The sequence below is a fragment of the Pseudohongiella sp. genome, assembly GCF_011050365.1.
Lineage (GTDB): Bacteria > Pseudomonadota > Gammaproteobacteria > Pseudomonadales > Pseudohongiellaceae > Pseudohongiella.
This window is the reverse complement of the sequence record NZ_DRFV01000009.1, coordinates 62941-82284: the sequence shown is the minus strand read 5'-3', so window position 1 is coordinate 82284 and position 19344 is coordinate 62941. Positions and strand designations below refer to the sequence as shown.

At 60.3% G+C, this 19344-nt stretch carries 16 protein-coding genes and 4 tRNA genes; 15 read left to right on the top strand and 5 right to left on the bottom strand.

Features of this window, described 5'->3' with window-relative positions:
• The first annotated feature begins 38 nt into the window (after nt 1–38).
• The 13 genes from ENH71_RS08110 (at nt 39) to ENH71_RS08050 (ending at nt 12178) form a co-directional block, all read left to right on the top strand.
• Nucleotides 39–2726: a DNA internalization-related competence protein ComEC/Rec2 gene (locus ENH71_RS08110; RefSeq protein WP_294132286.1), complete on the top strand. Its 2688-nt coding sequence runs from the start codon at nt 39–41 to the stop codon at nt 2724–2726.
• Nucleotides 2644–3300 carry a MotA/TolQ/ExbB proton channel family protein gene (locus ENH71_RS08105; RefSeq protein ID WP_294132284.1) on the top strand — a complete coding sequence of 219 codons (657 nt, stop codon included), beginning with the start codon at nt 2644–2646 and terminating at the stop codon, nt 3298–3300. Before ENH71_RS08110 ends, ENH71_RS08105 begins: the two co-directional genes overlap by 83 nt.
• On the top strand, nt 3297–3743 hold the full coding sequence (locus ENH71_RS08100) for an ExbD/TolR family protein (RefSeq protein ID WP_294132282.1): 447 nt from the start codon (nt 3297–3299) through the stop codon (nt 3741–3743). The genes ENH71_RS08105 and ENH71_RS08100 overlap by 4 nt, the downstream gene beginning before the upstream one ends.
• The gene (msbA, locus tag ENH71_RS08095) at nt 3740–5599 is read left to right on the top strand and encodes a lipid A export permease/ATP-binding protein MsbA (RefSeq protein ID WP_294132280.1); all 1860 of its coding nucleotides are present in this window, start codon (nt 3740–3742) and stop codon (nt 5597–5599) included. The genes ENH71_RS08100 and msbA overlap by 4 nt, the downstream gene beginning before the upstream one ends.
• On the top strand, nt 5599–6657 hold the full coding sequence (gene lpxK / locus ENH71_RS08090; RefSeq protein ID WP_294132278.1) for a tetraacyldisaccharide 4'-kinase: 1059 nt from the start codon (nt 5599–5601) through the stop codon (nt 6655–6657). The genes msbA and lpxK overlap by 1 nt, the downstream gene beginning before the upstream one ends.
• 54 nt (nt 6658–6711) lie before the next feature.
• Nucleotides 6712–6900: a Trm112 family protein gene (locus tag ENH71_RS08085; protein WP_294132276.1), complete on the top strand. Its 189-nt coding sequence runs from the start codon at nt 6712–6714 to the stop codon at nt 6898–6900.
• Entirely contained in the window at nt 6897–7640 is a 744-nt protein-coding gene (gene kdsB / locus ENH71_RS08080) for a 3-deoxy-manno-octulosonate cytidylyltransferase (protein ID WP_294132274.1), read from the top strand. The genes ENH71_RS08085 and kdsB overlap by 4 nt, the downstream gene beginning before the upstream one ends.
• An 11-nt stretch (nt 7641–7651) precedes the next feature.
• Complete coding sequence (locus tag ENH71_RS08075) at nt 7652–8143, top strand: low molecular weight protein-tyrosine-phosphatase (RefSeq protein ID WP_294132406.1); 492 nt, start codon at nt 7652–7654, stop codon at nt 8141–8143.
• On the top strand, nt 8143–9180 hold the full coding sequence (gene murB / locus ENH71_RS08070) for a UDP-N-acetylmuramate dehydrogenase (protein WP_294132273.1): 1038 nt from the start codon (nt 8143–8145) through the stop codon (nt 9178–9180). Before ENH71_RS08075 ends, murB begins: the two co-directional genes overlap by 1 nt.
• The gene (gene uvrC / locus ENH71_RS08065) at nt 9177–11156 is read left to right on the top strand and encodes an excinuclease ABC subunit UvrC (RefSeq protein WP_294132272.1); all 1980 of its coding nucleotides are present in this window, start codon (nt 9177–9179) and stop codon (nt 11154–11156) included. Before murB ends, uvrC begins: the two co-directional genes overlap by 4 nt.
• Before the next feature lie 59 nt (nt 11157–11215).
• Nucleotides 11216–11770, top strand: a complete 555-nt coding sequence (pgsA, locus tag ENH71_RS08060) for a CDP-diacylglycerol--glycerol-3-phosphate 3-phosphatidyltransferase (protein ID WP_294132404.1) — start codon at nt 11216–11218, stop codon at nt 11768–11770.
• Between the two features lie 144 nt (nt 11771–11914).
• A tRNA-Gly gene (locus tag ENH71_RS08055) sits at nt 11915–11990 on the top strand.
• 114 nt (nt 11991–12104) lie between these two features.
• Nucleotides 12105–12178: transfer RNA gene (locus ENH71_RS08050), tRNA-Cys, on the top strand.
• A 115-nt stretch (nt 12179–12293) separates the two neighbouring features.
• Here the strand turns inward: ENH71_RS08050 and ENH71_RS08045 are convergent.
• From ENH71_RS08045 to ENH71_RS08025, 5 genes are all read right to left on the bottom strand, one after another.
• Nucleotides 12294–12388: transfer RNA gene (locus tag ENH71_RS08045), tRNA-Sec, on the bottom strand.
• A gap of 12 nt (nt 12389–12400) precedes the next feature.
• Nucleotides 12401–14347 carry a selenocysteine-specific translation elongation factor gene (gene selB, locus ENH71_RS08040; RefSeq protein WP_294132271.1) on the bottom strand — a complete coding sequence of 649 codons (1947 nt, stop codon included), beginning with the start codon at nt 14345–14347 and terminating at the stop codon, nt 12401–12403.
• On the bottom strand, nt 14344–15753 hold the full coding sequence (selA, locus tag ENH71_RS08035; protein WP_294132270.1) for an L-seryl-tRNA(Sec) selenium transferase: 1410 nt from the start codon (nt 15751–15753) through the stop codon (nt 14344–14346). Before selA ends, selB begins: the two co-directional genes overlap by 4 nt.
• A gap of 38 nt (nt 15754–15791) precedes the next feature.
• On the bottom strand, nt 15792–16346 hold the full coding sequence (locus tag ENH71_RS08030; protein ID WP_294132268.1) for a UGSC family (seleno)protein: 555 nt from the start codon (nt 16344–16346) through the stop codon (nt 15792–15794).
• A 13-nt stretch (nt 16347–16359) separates the two neighbouring features.
• On the bottom strand, nt 16360–17793 hold the full coding sequence (locus tag ENH71_RS08025) for a thioredoxin family protein (RefSeq protein ID WP_294132266.1): 1434 nt from the start codon (nt 17791–17793) through the stop codon (nt 16360–16362).
• 116 nt (nt 17794–17909) lie between these two features.
• On the opposite strand from ENH71_RS08025, the gene ENH71_RS08020 reads away from it, so the two are divergent.
• A complete protein-coding gene (locus tag ENH71_RS08020; protein ID WP_294132264.1) occupies nt 17910–18596 on the top strand; it encodes an SOS response-associated peptidase in 687 nt (228 codons plus the stop codon).
• Nucleotides 18597–18807: 211 nt separating this feature from the next.
• Nucleotides 18808–18894 (top strand) — tRNA-Leu (locus ENH71_RS08015).
• Nucleotides 18895–19344: the final 450 nt, after the last annotated feature.

The window sequence follows — 19344 nt, the reverse complement described above, 5'->3', positions numbered from 1 at the left end:
TGACCCGGAGGCCGTCCCTGCGACGACCGTGACAAGTTATGCGCGCAGGGATGCTGGCATTTTGTCTGGGTATCTGGCTGTTCAGCCGGGTACCGGTGTTGCCGCCCTGGCCGGTGAGCAATGTTGTGTGGCTGTTGTTGCTGGTGGCAGTGCTGTTGCCGTCACTGTGGTGGTGGCTGCCGGTCAACCGTTGGCGCCTGCCGTTGTTGACAGGCCTGGCGCTGATACTGGGGCTGGTTTGGTGCTGGCTGCATGCGGTACGCCAGCTCGAACAGCAGTTGCCGCGTGAACTGGAGGGGGTGGATTTCTGGGGTGCCGGACAAATTGTCAGTCTGCCATCGCCGCGCGGTCAGTTTCAGCAGTTTGAGCTGACCCTCAAAAGCGTCTGCTTTCGCTTGCATCCGCGTGATTGTCCGCCGTCGACAGGCGGATCCGAAACCGCCAACAGCGCTGTGGCGGCAACAAGCGCTGCGGCGGCAACAAGTGCTGCGGCGGCAAAAATGGCCGGGGCCCGCATCACGCTTAACGAGTACACCGGTCTAACATTGTGGCCCGGTGAGCACTGGCGTTTTCGTGTGCGCCTCAACCGGCCGCATGGGTTTGCCAATCCCGGTGGTTACGATTTCGAGGCAGCACTGTTTCAGCGCGGCATCATTGCCCGCGGTTATGTCCGCGATACGGTGTTCAATGAGCGCCTGACAGCGGCGGGTCCCGGCCTGCAGTCCGCTCGCGCCGGGCTGCGTGCCAGGCTCTATCAACAGGCCGCGACCCTGACGCACCGGGGGGTGTTAAGCGCGCTGATCCTGGGCGATCGGGACGGTGTCAGCGCAGCTCAGTGGCAACTGCTGACGCAAACCGGTACCAATCATTTGCTGGTCATTTCCGGGCTGCATGTGGGTTTTGTCGCCATGACCGCTTACGCCCTGGTCAATCTGCTGGTGCGTCTGCTGCCAGCGCTGCTGTTATGGCTGCCGGCGCAACACTACGGCGCGCTGGCCGCGATCACGGCGGCACTGGTATACAGCGCTCTGGCGGGGTTTTCGCTGCCGACCCAGCGTGCGCTGGTGATGGTGCTGGTGCTGATGAGCGGACAATTGCTGGGGCGGCGTTTTATGCCCAGCTACAGCCTGCTGCTGGCCGCGACACTGGTGCTGCTGTTGGCGCCGATGAGTGTAACGCAGGCCGGCTTCTGGTTGTCGTTTACCGCGGTCGGCGCGCTGTTGTTTGCCTTCACCGGCTACCGTCGGGCGCCGGCCGAGCAGGGGGCAGGCCTTTCGCGGCGCGGGTTGTGGAGCAGGTCATGGGGCAGGTCATGGCAGCAATCAGGTCGCGACGTGTGGTTCAGATGGCTGCAACCGCAGTGGACGGTCAGTCTGGGTCTGCTGCTGCCGCTGTTGTTGTGGACCGGACAGGTATCGCTGATCTCGCCGCTGGTCAATGTACTGGCGATCCCGCTGGTCAGTCTGTTGATCGTGCCGCTGGCGCTGCTGGGCGCACTGTTGCTGGTATCGCTGCCGGCATTGGCCAGCGGACCGCTGTGGCTGGCGGACCGGCTGCTGGCATGGCTGTTCACGGGCCTCGATATCGCCGCCGGGCTGGGTCCCGCACTCTGGCAACCGGCACCGCCCACCGCGCTGACCATGGTGCTGGCCATGTTGGCTGTGCTGCTGATGCTGGCCCCCAGAGGGCTGGTGCCTGGCCGCACGTCATGGCTGCTGCCCCTGTGCCTGTTTGCGCCGCTGTTGTGGCCGGCGGACCGGCCACGGCCCGCGCCGGGAGAGGCACAACTGCAGTTCCTGGATGTTGGTCAGGGCCTGGCTGTGGTGGTGCACACTCGCCATCATCACCTGGTGTTCGATACCGGGCCCGCGCTGGGACCACAATTCGACACCGGCCGTGCCGTGATCACACCTTATCTGCGTATGCGTGACGTGCGGCAACTGGATATGCTGATCATCAGCCACTGGCATCAGGATCACAGTGGCGGCGCGGCGTCGGTTATGGCGCAGTTTCCTGTGCGCCAACGCCTGGCCGGTGGTGCTATGGCAGGTGGTGCTGTGGCCGGTAGTGCTATGGCCGGGACTGCGGCCGAACCCGGCTTTGAGCGCTGCCGCGCAGGTCAACGCTGGCGCTGGGATGGGGTCGATTTTGAGATCCTGCACCCGGCGACAGACGTCTATCGCGGTGAAAACAACAATGCCTGCGTGTTGTTGATCACGGCCGGCAGCCAGCGTGCGTTGCTGACCGGGGACATTGAGCAGGCTGCCGAACATGACCTGTTACGCCGTTATTCACGCGAACCGGCAGCGTTGCGTGCCGACATCCTGCAGGCAGCACATCACGGCAGTGCCAGCTCGTCCTCGCCGGCATTTGTGCAGACGGTGCAGCCGACACTGACCGTGGTGTCGGCAGGTTATCGCAACCGCTTTGATCATCCAGCGCCCGATGTGGTGCAGCGTTTGCGTGCCAATGGCAGTGTCGTCTGCGAAACCCCGCGTACCGGCGCCGTGCAGATTGAGCTGGGCGCGGCGGACGGGCCACGCCTGTCGGCAACACATCGCCAGCGTTATCGCCGCTTCTGGCATAACATCCCGCCGAATGATTATGGTAAAGTAGCGACCGTATCAGCAGGAGGCGACATTTGTGGTAGAGATCGTGATGGCGGGTGGCTGGTTGATGCTGCCGATAATTCTGTGTTCCATTCTGGCGATTGCGATTGTCATTGAACGCTCCTGGTCCCTGTCGGCGAACCGGATTGCACCACGCTATGCGGTGGGGCAGGTGTGGACCTGGATCAAGAACAATGAGCTGGACTCCACCCGCATGCGCGAATTGCGCCTGTCATCGCCGCTGGGCCAGATTCTGGCCGCCGGTCTGCTGCATGCCAGACAGGGACGCGCCCAGATGCAGGATGCCATTGCGCACAGCGCCTCGGTGGTGATTCACGAACTGGAGCGTTATCTCAGCACACTGGGCACTATCGCTGCCATCACGCCGCTGCTGGGCCTGTTGGGCACCGTCATCGGTATGATCCGGGTGTTCACCGAAATCATGATACAGGGCACGGGTAATGCCAGTGCGCTGGCCGGAGGCATTTCCGAAGCGCTGATCACCACGGCCGCCGGTCTGTGTGTGGCAATCCCGTCTTATGCCTGTCACCGCTATTTTATTCGTAAGGTGGATTCACTGGTGCTGGCGCTGGAGCAGGAATCGGCGAAGCTGGTTGATGCGCTCGACAAGGTGCCGGTGGAACTGGGAGATCTCAAGAACACAACACCAGAACAAGAGCAGGCGGCGTGAAATTTCCCCGGCGCACCCTTGAGGATCCCGCCATCAATCTGACGCCGTTGATTGATGTGGTGTTTCTGTTGCTGATCTTTTTTATGGTCACCACCACCTTTACCCGGGAAACCCGGATTGCCGTCAACCTGCCGGAGGCAAATGCCGAGCAGGCCGAGGCCGTCCCCAACCAGATTGAAGTACTGGTCAGCCAGTCCGGGCGCTACAGCGTCAACGACCAGGTGCTATCTGACACTCAGTTGATGACGTTGGGCCGTGCCCTGATTGATGCCGCCGCAGGTGATCGTAGCACTCCGGTGTTGCTGATCGCCGATGCCGAAGCCACGCATCAGTCTGTGGTCACCGCCATGGATGCGATCGGACAATCCGGTTTCAGCCGGCTGAGTATTGCCACCCGCCGCGCGGACGATGAATCTGATACCGATGGTGGAGCGACGCCATGAGTGATAGCGCAAGCGGACCATCACGACCCGCACGGACGCCGGGGCAGCCTGCGGCTGCAGCGCCGCAAATGACGGGCTGGCAGGTCTACAAACGCCTGATGGCCCACATCCTGCCGTACCTGGGCATCATGGGCATCAGCTTTCTGGGTTACCTTATTTTTGCTGCCACCACACCGGCCACAGCAGCCTGGCTGGGCTGGACCATTGACCAGGTGGCTGTCCAGAATGCGGATGCCCGCATCATCTCCCCGATTCTTTGTGTGCTGATCGTTCTGTTTCGTGGTCTCGGTGGCTTCCTCGGTCACTTCGCCCTGGAACACGTTGCCAATCATGTGGTGCACAAGCTGCGCTGCCAGATTGTCGATCAACTGCTGGCGGTGCCCGTGCGTTACTACGATCAGAACAGCATTGGCAGGCTGGTGTCCAAGGTCACCTACGATGTTGCGCAGATCAAGGGCGCGGCCACCAATGCCATTACCGTGATCATGCGTGAGGGTCTCACCGTCATTGGCCTGTTGCTGTACCTTTTCTGGGTGAACTGGCGCCTTAGCCTGGTGTTTCTGCTGGTGGCACCCTGTGTGGCTTTTGTTGTGCATCTGGCGACCACGCGCTATCGCCGTTACAGCCGACAAATGCAGGATTCCATGGGTGATGTCACCCAGATCACCAACGAATCCATCAAGGGTCAGCGCGTCATCCGTACCTTTAATGCCGGCAACTACGTCTCCAACCGCTTCAGTAGTGCCAGTGAAAAGAACCGGCGCCAGAACATGAAAATGGTCGCCACCGAGTCAACCGCGACGCCGCTGATTCAGTTGCTGGTGAGCATCGCCATGGCCATACTGATCTGGTTTGCGTTATCGCCGGAGCTGTTGGCCAGCTCCACACCGGGCGAACTGGTGTCGTTCCTGACCGTGGCCGGCATGCTGGCCAAACCCATTCGTCAGTTGTCCGGTGTCAACGCCGTCATTCAGCGTGGTATCTCCGCCGCCACCAGTATTTTTGCATTGCTCGACACCCCGCCGGAAAAAGACCTGGGCACACATGAAACCTCGCGCGCCAAAGGCCTGATCGAATTCAGTGACGTCGGGTTCTCCTACAAGAAGGATGAGCCGGTGTTGCAGGGCATCAATCTGCGCGTTGAGCCGGGCATGACCGTGGCGCTGGTGGGACGCTCGGGCAGCGGCAAGTCAACCCTGGTCAGTTTGCTGCCGCGGTTTTATGAATACGGCAGCGGTGATATCCGGTTGGACGATGTGTCGCTGCCGGATTACAGGTTAGGCAATCTGCGCGAACAGATTGCTATCGTGACGCAGGACGTGGTGCTGTTCGAAGGCAGTGTGGCGGAGAATATCGCCTACGGTATCGGCGAAAAAGTTACCGCCGAACAGATTCAGCGCGCCGCCGACAACGCCCATGTCACCGAGTTTGCCGCCCAGTTACCAGAGGGTTTTGATTCCCAGGTGGGGGATGGTGGTACGCTGCTCTCGGGCGGTCAGCGTCAGCGCCTGGCGATAGCCCGCGCGTTTCTGAAAGACGCGCCGGTGCTGATTCTGGATGAAGCCACCTCAGCGCTGGATACCGAGTCTGAGCAACATATCCAACAGGCGTTGAACGAGCTGATGCGGGGTCGAACCACGTTTGTCATCGCGCACCGTCTGTCGACCATCGAGAACGCAAATGTGATTCTGGTCATGGACAAAGGCCGCATTGTGGAGTCTGGCACTCACGCCGAATTGCTGGCGCTGGACAAGCACTATGCGCGCCTGCATCGGCTGCAGTTTGCCGAGTCTTCACTGGCTTCTGCGGAACCGGACGACACACACGCGGGCGACGCCAACAACGAGGCAGATTGATGTTTCTGGTCAACGCCTGGTACAACAAAGCGGGCTGGTTGATTGTGTTGCGCCCGCTGAGTCTGCTGTTTCAATGGCTGGCTGGCCGACGTCGCCGCCAGCAGGAGGCAGCGCAAACGCAGGCCGCCGTTCCGGTCATTGTGGTAGGCAATATTGCCGTCGGTGGCACCGGCAAAACGCCACTGGTGCTGGCGCTGTGTAAAGCATTGCATGACCGGGGCATCACCGCCGGGGTGTTAAGTCGGGGTTACGGGGGCAGCGCGCCGCAGTATCCGTTCGCGGTGACGCCGGACAGCGATGTGGCCCATAGTGGTGATGAGGCGCGCCTGCTGCGCCGTCATACGCAGGGGCCGATGATGGTGGATCCGCAACGCAACCGCGGTTTGCAGGCATTGATCAGCGATGGCGGCTGCGATGTCGTGATCAGCGATGACGGTCTGCAGCATTACCGTCTGTGGCGTGATATCGAAATTGTGGTGGTGGACGGGGCGCGTGGTCTGGGCAATGGCTGGTGTCTGCCGGCAGGCCCCTTGCGCGAGCCGCCGGCGCGCCTGGCCGAAGTGGATTATGTGGTCATCAATGGCGCCAATCGTGTATTCAGCGAGGATGAGCTGTCAGCCGGTGAAACGCCGGTCACCACCATGCGTCTGGTGCCCGAGGTCTGGGTGAATGTCAGAACCGGTGCGCGCGCGGCGTTGCAGGAGCTGCCATTGCCAACAGCAGGCACTGGGGATGTGCATGCGCTGGCCGGCATCGGTAACCCGCAGCGCTTCTTTGCTACCCTGCGTGAGCTGGGCGTGCAGGCAGATTGCCATGCCTACAGTGATCATCACGCGTACAGCGCTGTCGAGCTGGCCTATGCCCGTGATAAAGTTTTGCTGATGACAGAAAAAGACGCGGTCAAATGTGAAGCATTTGCCGGTGAGCACTGGTGGTACCTGGTGGTTTCGGCAGAGCTGGAGCCCGGATTCAGCGAGGCGTTCTGTGATCAGGTGGCCAATACCCTGGCACGTCGTCAACACAGCGGCCGGCAGCAGCAAACACAACAACAGCAATAGCAGCAATTAACACAAGTGATCTGGAAATTTATTCGGCAGTAGCGGAGAGCAAACGTGGATAAAAAATTACTCAGCATACTGGTATGTCCGGTCTGTAAAGGCCCGCTGACCTATCAGCGCGAGCAGAACGAGATGATCTGCTACGCCGATGCGCTGGCCTATCCGGTGCGTGACGGTATTCCGGTGATGCTGGAAAACGAAGCCCGTACCCTGAGTTCTGATGAGCGTGAGAAGCGAAAATGAGTTTTATTGTGGTGATACCGGCACGTTACGCGTCAAGCAGACTGCCGGGCAAACCGTTGCAGGATATCGCTGGCAAACCCATGATCCGGCACGTGTATGAGCGTGCCTGCGAAAGCGGGGCATCGGCGGTTTACATCGCGACCGATGATGAGCGAATCGCCGGTGCCGCGCGTGATTTTGGCGCCGACGTTATCATGACCCGTAACGATCATCAGTCGGGCACCGACCGTATCCAGGAAGTGGCGCAGGCCTTGGCGTTGCCCGAATCGGCGATTGTGGTCAATGTACAGGGTGATGAACCGCTGATTCCGCCGGCGACCATCAATCAGGTGGCGGTAAATCTGGAACAGCACACCGACGCCGGTATCAGCAGTCTTTTTCATGCGATTCATGATGGCACCGAGCTGATCAATCCCAGTGCCGTCAAAGTGGTGACCGATGCCGACGGCTACGCGCTGTACTTCAGTCGCTCAGCGTTACCCTGGCAGGATTCCACCGCCGGTGATGTGCACGGCAAACGCCATATCGGTATCTACGCTTACCGGGTAGAGACCCTGAACCGGTTTGTGTCCTGGCCCCGATCCCTGCTGGAAGTCAGCGAAAGACTGGAGCAGCTGCGGGCAATGCACCATGGCGTGCGTATCATCATGGAGGAGGCGTGCGAGCATGTGCCGGCCGGCGTCGACACCCCGGAAGATCTGGCCGCCGTGCGCGCCTTCCTGAGTGAAAGCGAATACTGATGAACACGCAACTGAATCTGCTGATGGTCTGCCTGGGTAATATCTGTCGCTCGCCGACGGCACAGGCTGTCATGGCAGCACGTATCGCGGACGCCGGCCTGCAGGACAGTATACGGGTTGAATCCGCCGGCACTGCCGGCTATCACATTGGCAAGGCGCCGGACCCGCGCTCAATGGCGGCGGCATTGCGTCGCGGTTACGATATGAGTGCGCAGCGCGCACGCCAGGTCAGTGTGGAAGACTTTCATAAATTCGACCTTATCCTGGCCATGGACAGCAGCAACCTCAATCATCTGCTGCAGATGGCGCCAGCCACCACCGCCGATAAAGTCAGCCTGCTGTTGTCGCATGCGCCGCTGTCGACCACCGATGTGCCGGATCCCTACCACGGTGGCGACAATGGTTTCGAGCAGGTCCTCGATCTGATCGAGCAGGCCTGTGATGCCTTGCTCGTCACAGTGCAGGCGGATCTGCAGGGCCATCGCACCACAGGTGATTATTGATGGCGTGGCAGGCTGATGCGCCGCTGCAAGGCCTGACCACCCTGGGTGTGCCCGCGCGCGCGCAATGGCTGTGCAGCATTGGCCAGGAAGATGAATTGCCGGTGGCGCTGCAACAGGCAGATCATAAAGATCTGTCGGTTACTGTTTTGGGGGGTGGCAGCAATATGTTGTTGCTCGCGGATGTCCCCGGTCTTGTGCTGCACATGCAGCTGATGGGCATTCGTCACCGACAGGATCCGGCTGACCCGGACGCTGTGCTGGTGAGCGCGGCGGCGGGGGAGAACTGGCACGAACTGGTGGCGTACTGTTTACAAAATGGCTGGTATGGCCTGGAGAATCTGGCGCTGATTCCCGGCAGCGTCGGCGCGGCGCCGGTGCAGAACATCGGCGCCTACGGCGTTGAATTGTCCGATCGGCTGTTGTCTGTGCGCTATTTTGATACGCAGACGGTACAGGTGACGGAGCTGGACAGCGACGCATGCCAGTTTGCCTATCGCGACAGTATTTTTAAGCAGGCATTAAAAAACACGGCCATTATTCTGTCTTGCACCTTCCGGCTTAGCCGCACGCCGCGCACCGTGGTTACCTATCCTGCTTTGTTGCAATACCCGGGCGCCGGTGCCGACATGACTCCGCAGCGGGTGTTTGATGCCGTGTGTGCCATCCGGCGCAGCAAGTTGCCGGACCCGGCGGTGATCGGCAATGCCGGCAGTTTTTTCCGCAACCCGATTGTCAGCGCCGATGTCCATGCCGGGCTGCAATTGCGCTGGCCTGATATGCCTGCGTTTGCCACGCACACCAGCGATGTCAAGATTGCTGCCGCCTGGCTGATTGACCAGGCCGGCTGGAAGGGCGTGCGACGTGGTGCGGTCGGTGTGCATGACAGGCAGGCCCTGGTGCTGGTTAATCACGGTGGTGGCACCGGGCAACAGATACTGGCGCTGGCGACCGAGATTGCCGACAGCGTGCAGCAGATGTTTGGTGTGCGCTTGCAGCCGGAGGTATGCATCGTGCCAGCACCGGCGGGTGGACTATGACCGACTCTAACCAAAACACCGAGCCCGCTTTTGATGCCCCGTCCGTCCTGGCGGTGATGAGCCAGCGCCCCGGCGTGTATCGCATGCTCGATGCCGACGGTGAAGTGCTTTACGTTGGTAAAGCGCGCAATCTGAAAAAACGCGTCAGCAACTACTTTCGTGCCAGCGGCCTGGACACCAAGACCATGGCGCTGGTGTCACACATCGCGGCTATCGACGTCACGGTCACCAACAGCGAAACCGAAGCCTTGCTGCTGGAACAGAACCTGATCAAGAAGCTGAAACCGCCGTACAATATTCAGCTGCGTGACGACAAAACCTATCCCTATATCATGCTCACGCACAAAGACGCCTACCCGCGGCTGGCGTTTTATCGTGGCAGTCGCCGGCGTGATGCCACCTTTTTCGGACCGTACCCCAGTGCCAGCGCTGTGCGTGAGAGTCTGTCGCTGTTGCAGAAAGTCTTTCGCGTGCGCCAGTGTGAAGACAGCTATTTCCGCAATCGCAGCCGGCCCTGTCTGCAGCACCAGATCGGCCGCTGCACAGCACCCTGTGTTGGCCTGATTTCACCGTCGGATTATTCCCTGGATGTGCAGGACGCCAGCCTGTTTCTGCAAGGGCGCAGCGATACCCTGATTCAGTCGCTGGGCCAGCGTATGGAACAGAAAGCCACGGCACTGGAATACGAACAGGCCGCGCGCATTCGCGACAAGATTTCCGATCTGCGGCGCATTCAGAGTCAGCAGGTTATTTCCGGTGACGGCAGCGATGCGGATGTACTGGCGGCGGTACTCGATGGCGCGTATACCTGCGTTCATGTCATTGTGATTCGTGGTGGCCGCATCATCGGCAGCCGCAATTTTTTCCCCAAGGACAGGCTGGCGGAAACTGCAGCGGATTTGCTGGCGGCGTTTATCGCACAATATTATTTGCGCGATGGCGGTGAGCTGGCGGCAGCAGCCATTCCTGCCGAAGTCGTGGTATTCCCGTTGCTCAAGGAACAGAAAGGTCTGCAGGAAGCGCTCACCGCCGCTGCCGGTAAAGCCGTATCACTGCGCGGCAATGTGCGCGGGCATCGTGCCCGCTGGCGTGATCTGGCGCTGTCCAATGCGCAGCAGGCCATACAAAGCCATATCAATAACCGCCAGAGCATGTTCAAACGCTTTGAGCTGTTACAGACGTCTCTGGGCCTGGACGCGCTGCCGCAGCGCATCGAGTGCTTTGATATCAGTCATACCATGGGCGAAAGTACGGTGGCGGCCTGCGTGGTGTTTGATCATAACGGCCCGCTCAAGTCCGACTACCGGCGTTACAATATAGAAGGCATTCAGGGCGGCGACGACTACGCCGCCATGGATCAGGCCCTGACCCGGCGCTACAGCAAGCTCAGCAGCCAGCTGCAGGCGCTGCAGGATGCGCCCAGCGCCGGACCGGGCGAGAGTGCGGAGGAGCAGACTGCGGCAGCGTCTGACAGCAGCCACATCGGCAGTGTCAAAGATCAGGCCCTGCTGGCCAGCAAGGTGCCCGATATCCTGCTGATTGATGGCGGCAAAGGCCAGCTGGCCCAGGCTATCGACGTGCTGCAGGGCTGTCAGTTGCCCGAGATCATGCTGATTGGTATTGCCAAGGGCATCAGTCGGCGGGCCGGGCAGGAGACACTGTTTGTCGCTACGGCTGACGGCATGCAGGAACTGGCGATTCCCGGCCACTCTCCGGCGCTGCATCTGCTGCAACAGGTCCGCGACGAAGCTCATCGCTTTGCCATCACCGGGCATCGCCAACGCCGCGCCAAGACCCGGCAGCAGTCACCGCTGGAGCAGATTCCGGGCCTGGGCCCGTCACGGCGACGCGAGCTGCTCAAGTACTTTGGTGGGCAACAGGAGATCATGCGCGCCAGCGAGTCCGATCTGGCGCGCACGCCGGGCATCAGTAAAAAACTGGCCGCCGTTATTTATGAGTCGTTACATAGTGAGTAGAATGTCGTGCAATACCGAATTATCGAGGAAAAGCCGTTGAAACAGGGAATTATTGCATGCTGAATGCCGCCAATATGGTGACGTATTGTCGCGTCCTGCTGGTACCGGTGATAGTGCTGGTGTATTACAGTGGAATCGAACACAGCCAGCTCATCGCGGCGTTTCTGTTCACCATCGCCAGTATCAGCGACTGGCTGGACGGCTACCTGGCCCGACGTCTGAACCAGACGTCGCCCTTTGGCGCGTTCCTGGACCCGGTGGCAGACAAGTTGCTGGTGGTGATGGCGCTGGTGCTGCTGACCGCGATCTATCCCAGTGCCTGGTTTGTGGTGCCCACTGCCATCATTATCGGTCGGGAAGTTTTTGTGTCGGCGCTGCGCGAGTGGATGGCGAGCAACAACCAGCGCGACGCGGTGGCGGTGGGGTACATCGGCAAGGTCAAAACCACGGTGCAGATGATCGCAATTATTGTCCTGCTGGCTTATACCCCACAATGGCCGCAAATTTTCTTGCAAGTGGGCTACGGATTGATATATCTTTCCGCCGCGTTGAGCATCTGGTCAATGGCGCAATACCTGATCAAGGCATTGCCGGTTTTGACGTCAAAACAGTGAAATATTTGACGAATTGCGCTTGACTTCACACCGAATGGCATTAGAATAAGCGCCTCTTTCGGAGTGAGCAAAAACGCACTGCAAAAGAGCTGACAGACCTCATGATCCGGGGTTGTTGAGAGACAGTCAGTAATACCAAGTAAAGCGGGAATAGCTCAGTTGGTAGAGCACGACCTTGCCAAGGTCGGGGTCGCGAGTTCGAGTCTCGTTTCCCGCTCCAAACTTACGGCCACAGGCCATTCACAGCGCAGCATCCCCTCGGGGTAGCGTTGGCCAGTCCGGAAATTACCTGCACGGGACTTTGCGACCAGACAGGTAACTTTGGAACAGTAAAGGCTGGGTGGCAGAGTGGTCATGCAGCGGACTGCAACTCCGCGTACGCCGGTTCGATTCCGACCCCAGCCTCCATTTTTCCCCAGAACAACAGTAGCTTGCTTCCCACAGGGAAAATGGGTCTGTTTTCCACTACAATTCCGCAGCTTCTCTTGCCTGACTTGCCCTGTCTGAGCAGATACCTCATAGCTGGCGGAAGGACATGGGAGTCGAACCCACCAGACGCGCGCTGCGCATCTCACCGGAGTTGAAGTCCGGGCGCCCCACCGGAGACGATGTCCTTCCATATTCTGCAGTTTACGTGATTTTGTTCGCCGCCGCGCGTTGCCATCCTGGCCGCATGTAGCGCCGCTCGTCCCGATAAACCGTGACACCGGCGCGATCCAGATACTCCAGAGCCTTGATGGTCAGATTACGACCAATGTCGGAGCGATCCCGGTAATCCGCTGCCGAAAATCCGCCGTCTGTGCTTTCCTCACACAGCGCCTGCGCCACCGCAGCCAGATCATCCAGCTGCTCTGGCAGATAAAAACGGTTCGGCGCCACCGCCAGCACATAGCCCCAGCTTTGCAATCGGTGCATGACGGCCAGCATGTCCTGACGCTCCAGTCCCAGTCGCTCGCCCAGTTCACCCACGATCGGTGGTCGCAGCCCGGCATTTGCCAGCGCCTCGCGTACCCGATGATAAAGCGCTGCGTCCTTTGATGGCAGCACCGCCTGATGATCGGGCAGGGCGAGTATGACGCCATGGCGGCGCAGATGTCCGCTCGCCACCAGCTGGCTAATAAGGCGGGTTTGGGTTTCCGGAGAAAGGCGCGACTCTGCCGCGCGCAACAATGCCTGCTGATGAATGCCCAGTTGTTCTGGTTGCCCGGCATGGGCCAGTCGCACACACTGCAGAATGGTCGCTGTTGCGCTGGCAGTGCGCGAGTGGCTCAGTCCCTGATCACCCAGCCTGACGAGCGCATGTTGTGCCTGCAGGGCATCCATTTCCGGCGCAGTCAGATTCCAGCGTCGGGCAAAGCATGGCAGATCAATCTCCAGCTTATGTTTCAGCTCGGCAGCCAGAGCCGCCGAGGCGGTATCGGCTGTGCACAATGCCTGCAGCCGCGCCAGCGCTTCGGGTTTGCTGCGGCCACGCTGGCGGCCCTGCGGGTCCAGCACCCGGCCGCCGCCCAGGGTGGTGTTGGTCGCTGGCTCCCGCACAATAACAGCGTCGCCGACAATGACATGGACGGGTTTGTCCAGCAGCAACTGCGCCAGGCCGCCGTGCTTTTCATGGCCGCCAGGCGCTTGCTGGCCGGCAGGCGCCTGCAGCCAGACCAGACGACCGCTGACGGCACTGGCGCCGGTCAGTATCTGCAGCGTGCCACGATGAATACGTTGCTCAGGCAACACGCGCAGATGTACGTCCAGTCGCTGGCTGGTCTGTCGTTCAGCGGTCTGGGCCAGTTCAGTTGCCAATAGCCAGTCACCGCGTTGTGGATGTTCGCTGTCCAGTTCCCCGGTCAGATTCAACGCTGCCCGTTGTCCGCTGACAATTTCTGTCACCGCCTGGCCATTAACCTGAATGCCGCGCAGCCGCAGTGTCCTGTCACAAGGTGCCAGTTGCAGCTGCGTGTGTGGTGCCAGCTTCAGTCGCCCGTTTAGTAAGGTGCCGGTTACCACACAACCCGCGCCCGGCACAGTAAAGCGCCGGTCTATCAGAAAGCGGGGATGGCCCTCAGTGCTGCGCGCTGGCGTGCTCGCAGACAAAGCCCTGATTGCCGCCAGCAACTCGGCCAGCCCCTGGCCGCTGATGGAGTCCACCGGTATCACCGGTGAGTCAGCCAGAGGACTGTTCTTTAGCAGCGCCTTGATGGCGACATGACAGTCAGCGCGCTGCTGCGCATCCGCGCGATCCGCCGCGCTCATCACCACAATGCCACGATGGATACCCAACAGTTCCAGCAAGGCCAGATGTTCACGGGTTTGTGGCATGGGGCCCGCATCAGCGGCGACCACCAGCAGCGCGGCGTCGACGCCAGCCAGGCCAGCCAGCATGGTGCGAATGAACCGCGCATGACCTGGCACGTCTACGAAGCCAAGGGTGCCGGCCTCGCTGTCATGCAGCCAGGCGAATCCCAGGTCAATGGTCAGGCCGCGGCGCTGCTCTTCGGCAAGCTGATCGGTGTCTTTCCCGGTCAGAGCCTGAATGAGCGTGGTTTTGCCATGGTCCACATGCCCGGCCGTGGCAAAGATCATGTCGGCAGCGCCGGGTCAAAGCGATGCGTAAGCCACTGCTTTGCCAGCGTCTGCGGCTCCTCCACACAGCGGCAGTCCAGCAGCAGACTGTCGTCGGCAATGCGGCCGATTACCGGCACCGGCAGCTGTCTTAACTGTCTGGCCATGTCGCGTAGCTGTCGGCTCCGTGCGCGTTTGCTGGTGTGCTCACTGCGCAGGCGCAGCGCGGCGCTGGGTAGCCGGTCCAGCGGTTGGGAACCGGAACCAATCTGGCTGAGCACCTCGCAACCATCAACCTGAATATCGTTACCCGCCCAGGTTTTTAACGCGGGTAGCAGCGCCGTAACTGTCTGCTGGATATCAGTCCGGGCCCGGCTTAACAGTCGCAGGGCGGGGATGCGCTGCGCCAATGTGTCCGGATTGGCATACAGTCGCAACACCGCGGACAACGCCGCCAGCGTAAGTTTGTCACAGCGCAGTGCGCGTTTTAACGGACTTTTTCGAATTCGCGTGATGAGGTCTGCGCGTCCGGCAATGATGCCGGCCTGAGGTCCGCCCAGCAGCTTGTCACCGCTGAAAGTCACAACGTCGACACCCTGGGCCAATACCTCGCGCACCACCGGCTCCGCCGGCAACCCCAGGCGCTGCATATCAATCAGTGAGCCGCTGCCCAGATCGACCACCAGCGGGATGGCATGTTGCTGCGCGATGGCAGCCAGCTCGGCTTCGCTCAGGCTGCTGGTGAACCCCTGAACAGCATAATTGCTGGTATGGGCTTTGAGCAGCAGTGCGGTGCGCGTGCTGATGGCATCGGCGTAATCATGGGCATGGGTGCGATTGGTGCTGCCGACTTCATGCAGTTTGCAGCCGGCGCGTGCCATGATATCCGGCAGGCGGAAGGAGCCGCCGATTTCAATCAGTTCACCGCGCGAGACAATCACTTCCCGGCGCAGCGCCAGGGCATTCAGCACCAGCAGCACGGCAGCAGCATTGTTGTTGACCACCGTGGCTGCTTCCGCACCGGTCAGCCGGCAGATCCAGTCTTCGACATGGGCATCACGATCGCCACGCTGACCGCTGTCCAGATCATACTCCAGGTTGCTTGCGCCACTGGCCACGGCGGCGATGGCAGCAATGGCTTCCGGCGGCAGGGGCGCACGTCCCAGATTGGTGTGAATGACGGTGCCGGTGAGATTAAACACCGGCTTGAAGGCGGGGGCCAGCAGCCGTTCGACGCTGACCTGTACCTCGGCGAGCAATGTCTGTTCATCCCCGATGTCACCGTCGCGCCACCGTTGTAAAGCGGCGCGCAGCGCGTCCAGCACCAGGCTGCGGCCATGGCAGTCAATCAGGGCCTGCATGCCGGGCCAGGCCAGCGCTTTGTCGACCGCTGGCGGACGGTTGTCGGGGGTGCGTCTCTCTGTCATGACTGTATCCCCGTCATGACAGTTTCTCCGCGTAGGTGTCAGGTGTCTTCAGATTTGTGATCGGCCGCGTCCGGATCAGCACGCAGCAGCCGCAGAATATCCCCCAAAGCCGCGTCGGCCAGGGTACACATTTCCGCGTCGGTGCGGTTCTGAATCGGGTGCGGCACAAATACCATGGCCGGGTCGAAACCCAGCGTTCTGGACTGTGCTGCCGCCGCATCAATAAACTCGGTAGAGGCAACTCCAACTCCCGGAATCTGTCGTGACTCCAGATCGGCTATGTCATGCATACAGCACGACGTACACGATCCTCAGTCAGCCAGACCTTCCACCAGTACATCCACTTCGGCAGCAATCTGCTGCTTCAGCGCGGTGGGGGCAGGGCGGGTGAAGGTGGGCTTGCTGTAGCGTTTGACCGTGATGCCCAGTGCTGCCAGCTGCTCTTCGATGCGATCCAGAAAGACATTGCCGCGCGGCTTGGAGATATCCAGCAGACCGACGACTTTGCCATCCAGGCTGTCGGGCCTGAGCAGTCGGGCCCGCTGCGTCGGCGCGTTTTCCGCCGTCGGATCCAGCAGGATAGAGTCATTCATAAGGTTTCCTCTCTCATATAATCTCTCGTGTGACAGGTGACGAGCCAACCGGACCGGATGCGGCCCAGCCGGCGATAATCGCAGAAAACATGCCGGCAGTGCCACCCGCCCGCACAATCAGCAGGCCGCCCGGCCTGAATTTGGGTACCTGCTTATCCTTGAAGCGAGCCGGAATGCCCTCGGCGATGCCACCTGCACCCACCAGCAGATCCTCGCCCGGTGCCATCAGCAGTTGCTCCAGCGTGTCGCGCAGGTGCTGCTTTGACCAGCCGGCCTCGATAAAAATACGCGCATGCTCGGGTGACACCACCAACACGGCATCGCCGGCCATGGCCAGCTTGACGTTATCCACGGCGCGCAAAGATTGCGCAATGGAGCGCGCCAGTGATTCCGGATCACGGGATTTCTGATCAATAATGCCCTGCACACCCTCACCGGGGAACAAGGTCACGGCAGAGCGGCCAGCGGCAATACCACGCTCCTGGGCCAGCGGCAGCCATTCACTGTCCTCGGCCTCGGCAAAACAGAAACTGTACTTGCCCGGATTACCCAGCGTCGCCCGATCAATCTCGCCGGGACGCCCGCCGCCGACATTACGGATGATCAGTTGCAGCGCCCGCCCGATAGTCGCATTGGCGCGATTGCCCTGGCCCAGGGCATTGTTGCCCGAGTTCATGCCAATGGCTTTAGCGATGGGGCCATTGACCATGATCAGCGGGCTGCCGAACATGGTGGTACAGATCAGCCCGTGCAGACCGAAATCGTCCTCCAGTGCCGCCTCCAGAGCCGCCAGCAGCACCGGCATATACTCCGGTTTGCAGCCTGCCATGACAGCGTTGATAGCGACTTTTTCCACGGTACAGGGCACCAGATCCGGCGGCATCAGGCCGACCAACTCTTGCGGGTCGCGCGTTGTGCCCTTGAGCATACGAAGCACCCGCACTGGCGTCGGCGGCACCACCGGCAGGCCGTCACTCCAGCCGCGCGTATAACAGGCTTCAATCGCATCGTCCTCGGCGCTGACATCAATTTCCCGGGACTGAAGTTGCACATCGCCAAATGCCAGTTCCAGCCGTTCTGTAATACCCGGCTCCAGTGTCTTGGAGCCGCATCCCGGGCGCATGGCCGGCAATTCCTCGCCCAGCCCGCTCAGACCGCTGATGGTGCGCCACTCAGACTTGTCCCAGCCGTAGGTGCGTGACACCTCCCGGCCTTGCTCCATGCGTATCAGGGTGGGAACAAACTCGGTCTCCAGCCGCCAGGACTGCTCCAGAGTTTCGTCATAAAGGGTGTCGGGCAGGGCGTCGGCATAGTCGCTGTCATCCTGCACATACACACGCAGCGGGCCGGCGGCGGCCAGCTCAGCCAGCAGCGGTTCGACCAGGCGACAGGTCGGGCAGTCGGCCTTGGCGACGACGATCAGGCCATCGGGTGGGGGAGTGGTCATTGTTTCGCGTTTCTCTGGCGTTTGCTGTTACGATTCAAAGTCCAAAGGTAGCGCTGGTACTGCTGATTGTCCAGCAACAGCAGAACCGAACAATGCCACTAGCCCGGGAGGATTCCATGTGCGGCCGCTTCAACGTCATTGATAGCGCCGAAGTCATGGCGCTGCTGCGTCATCTCGGCATCACGCTCTATCCCGATTTCCGCTTTACCCCCGATGCCGCGCCCGGGTCCACCATCAGCATCGTCCGCCAGACCCACGACGAACGCCTGGTCAGCGACGCCACCTGGTGGCTGATGCTCGATCCTGCCACCCTCAAGCCCAACTACAAATACGCGTCCTTCAACAGCCGCTCCGACAAACTGGACACCGCCCGCGCCCTGGCCTACAAACCCTACCGAGAATCGCGCTGCGTAATCCCCGCATCGGCCTTCATCGAAGGCCTCGGCGACGGCAAGACCTACCACAAACTGCGCCGCCCCAACGACGCCATCGCCTTTGGCGGCGTGTACCGCGAATGGGTCAACCACGACACCGGCGAAACCGCACTGTCCGCCAGCATCATCACGCTGCCACCGCCCGACAACCAACGCTGGCTGCAGGCGATCCATCCCAAATCCATACCCCTGATGCTGCCCGACGACCAGCCGACTGTCGACGCGTGGCTGGACCCCGCCAATCAGGATGTCGCCCAGTTCAATGAGTTACTGAAACCTAAAATCAGACTGAAGCTGATAGCCACACCTATAGGCAAAGTCAGCAAATGGAATGAGATCGGCCCGGACGAGGAGGTTCCCGCGGATTGATGCTGTTGTGGGCGGGCGATTTGCGGTGGTGGTCCCGCGTGCCGGTTCGTAACTAGGTTTAGGCAGGTGATTGCTATATAATGCGCAGCTTCGCAAAAAGGCACCCATCCTGCTGGTGCTGAACTGGCGATAACTGTTTGACTGGTAACGGGAAACAGGATTTAAGGAACAGCCTCAGGGCTGGCACCCAACAAGATAGACAGCCCCCCATGCCCGGGTGGCGAAATTGGTAGACGCAAGGGACTTAAAATCCCTCGGGGGAAACTCCGTACCGGTTCGATTCCGGTCCCGGGCACCAATAAAATCAATGACCTATTAAAATATCTGGCGTTTCATTTCTTTGTCTATTTTTTATGTAGGCGCTGTGTAGGCAATGTGCAAGCGGTTTAGAGATGATGCCAGTGTTTGAGGTTCCTCGATAGTGAGTGCAGATAATTGACCTTGCTGCTGCTGCTTCATTAATTGCCCCAAATCAGACGTGCTTGACAAGGTGCTCCAGAGCAGATAATTTCACCACAAGCAGACGTTTCGTCTGCTGGCCACAGCCAAACGTTATAACTTCAATGATGGAAAGCCAGTTCGCCTGGCGCTTTTTATAAAGCTAAAGCGGCGGAGAAGGATCCACACTCGCCCCCTAGGGGTCGTGATTATGCCCGACGGAATTGCAAGGGGCCTGTATCATTGAAAGTTTGGTGACGGTCACCCCTTGTTATTCTGCCCTTGATTATGGGGGAGTCGGGCATGATAT

Excerpts from the sequence above, each read along its gene's own strand:
- ENH71_RS08110 (WP_294132286.1), top strand. The coding sequence starts at position 39 with ATGCGCGCAGGGATGCTGGCATTTTGTCTGGGTATCTGGCTGTTCAGC.
- msbA (WP_294132280.1), top strand. The coding sequence starts at position 3,740 with ATGAGTGATAGCGCAAGCGGACCATCACGACCCGCACGGACGCCGGGG.
- lpxK (WP_294132278.1), top strand. The coding sequence starts at position 5,599 with ATGTTTCTGGTCAACGCCTGGTACAACAAAGCGGGCTGGTTGATTGTG.
- kdsB (WP_294132274.1), top strand. The coding sequence starts at position 6,897 with ATGAGTTTTATTGTGGTGATACCGGCACGTTACGCGTCAAGCAGACTG.
- murB (WP_294132273.1), top strand. The coding sequence starts at position 8,143 with ATGGCGTGGCAGGCTGATGCGCCGCTGCAAGGCCTGACCACCCTGGGT.
- uvrC (WP_294132272.1), top strand. The coding sequence starts at position 9,177 with ATGACCGACTCTAACCAAAACACCGAGCCCGCTTTTGATGCCCCGTCC.
- selB (WP_294132271.1), bottom strand. The coding sequence starts at position 14,347 with ATGATCTTTGCCACGGCCGGGCATGTGGACCATGGCAAAACCACGCTC.
- selA (WP_294132270.1), bottom strand. The coding sequence starts at position 15,753 with ATGACAGAGAGACGCACCCCCGACAACCGTCCGCCAGCGGTCGACAAA.
- ENH71_RS08025 (WP_294132266.1), bottom strand. The coding sequence starts at position 17,793 with ATGACCACTCCCCCACCCGATGGCCTGATCGTCGTCGCCAAGGCCGAC.
- ENH71_RS08020 (WP_294132264.1), top strand. The coding sequence starts at position 17,910 with ATGTGCGGCCGCTTCAACGTCATTGATAGCGCCGAAGTCATGGCGCTG.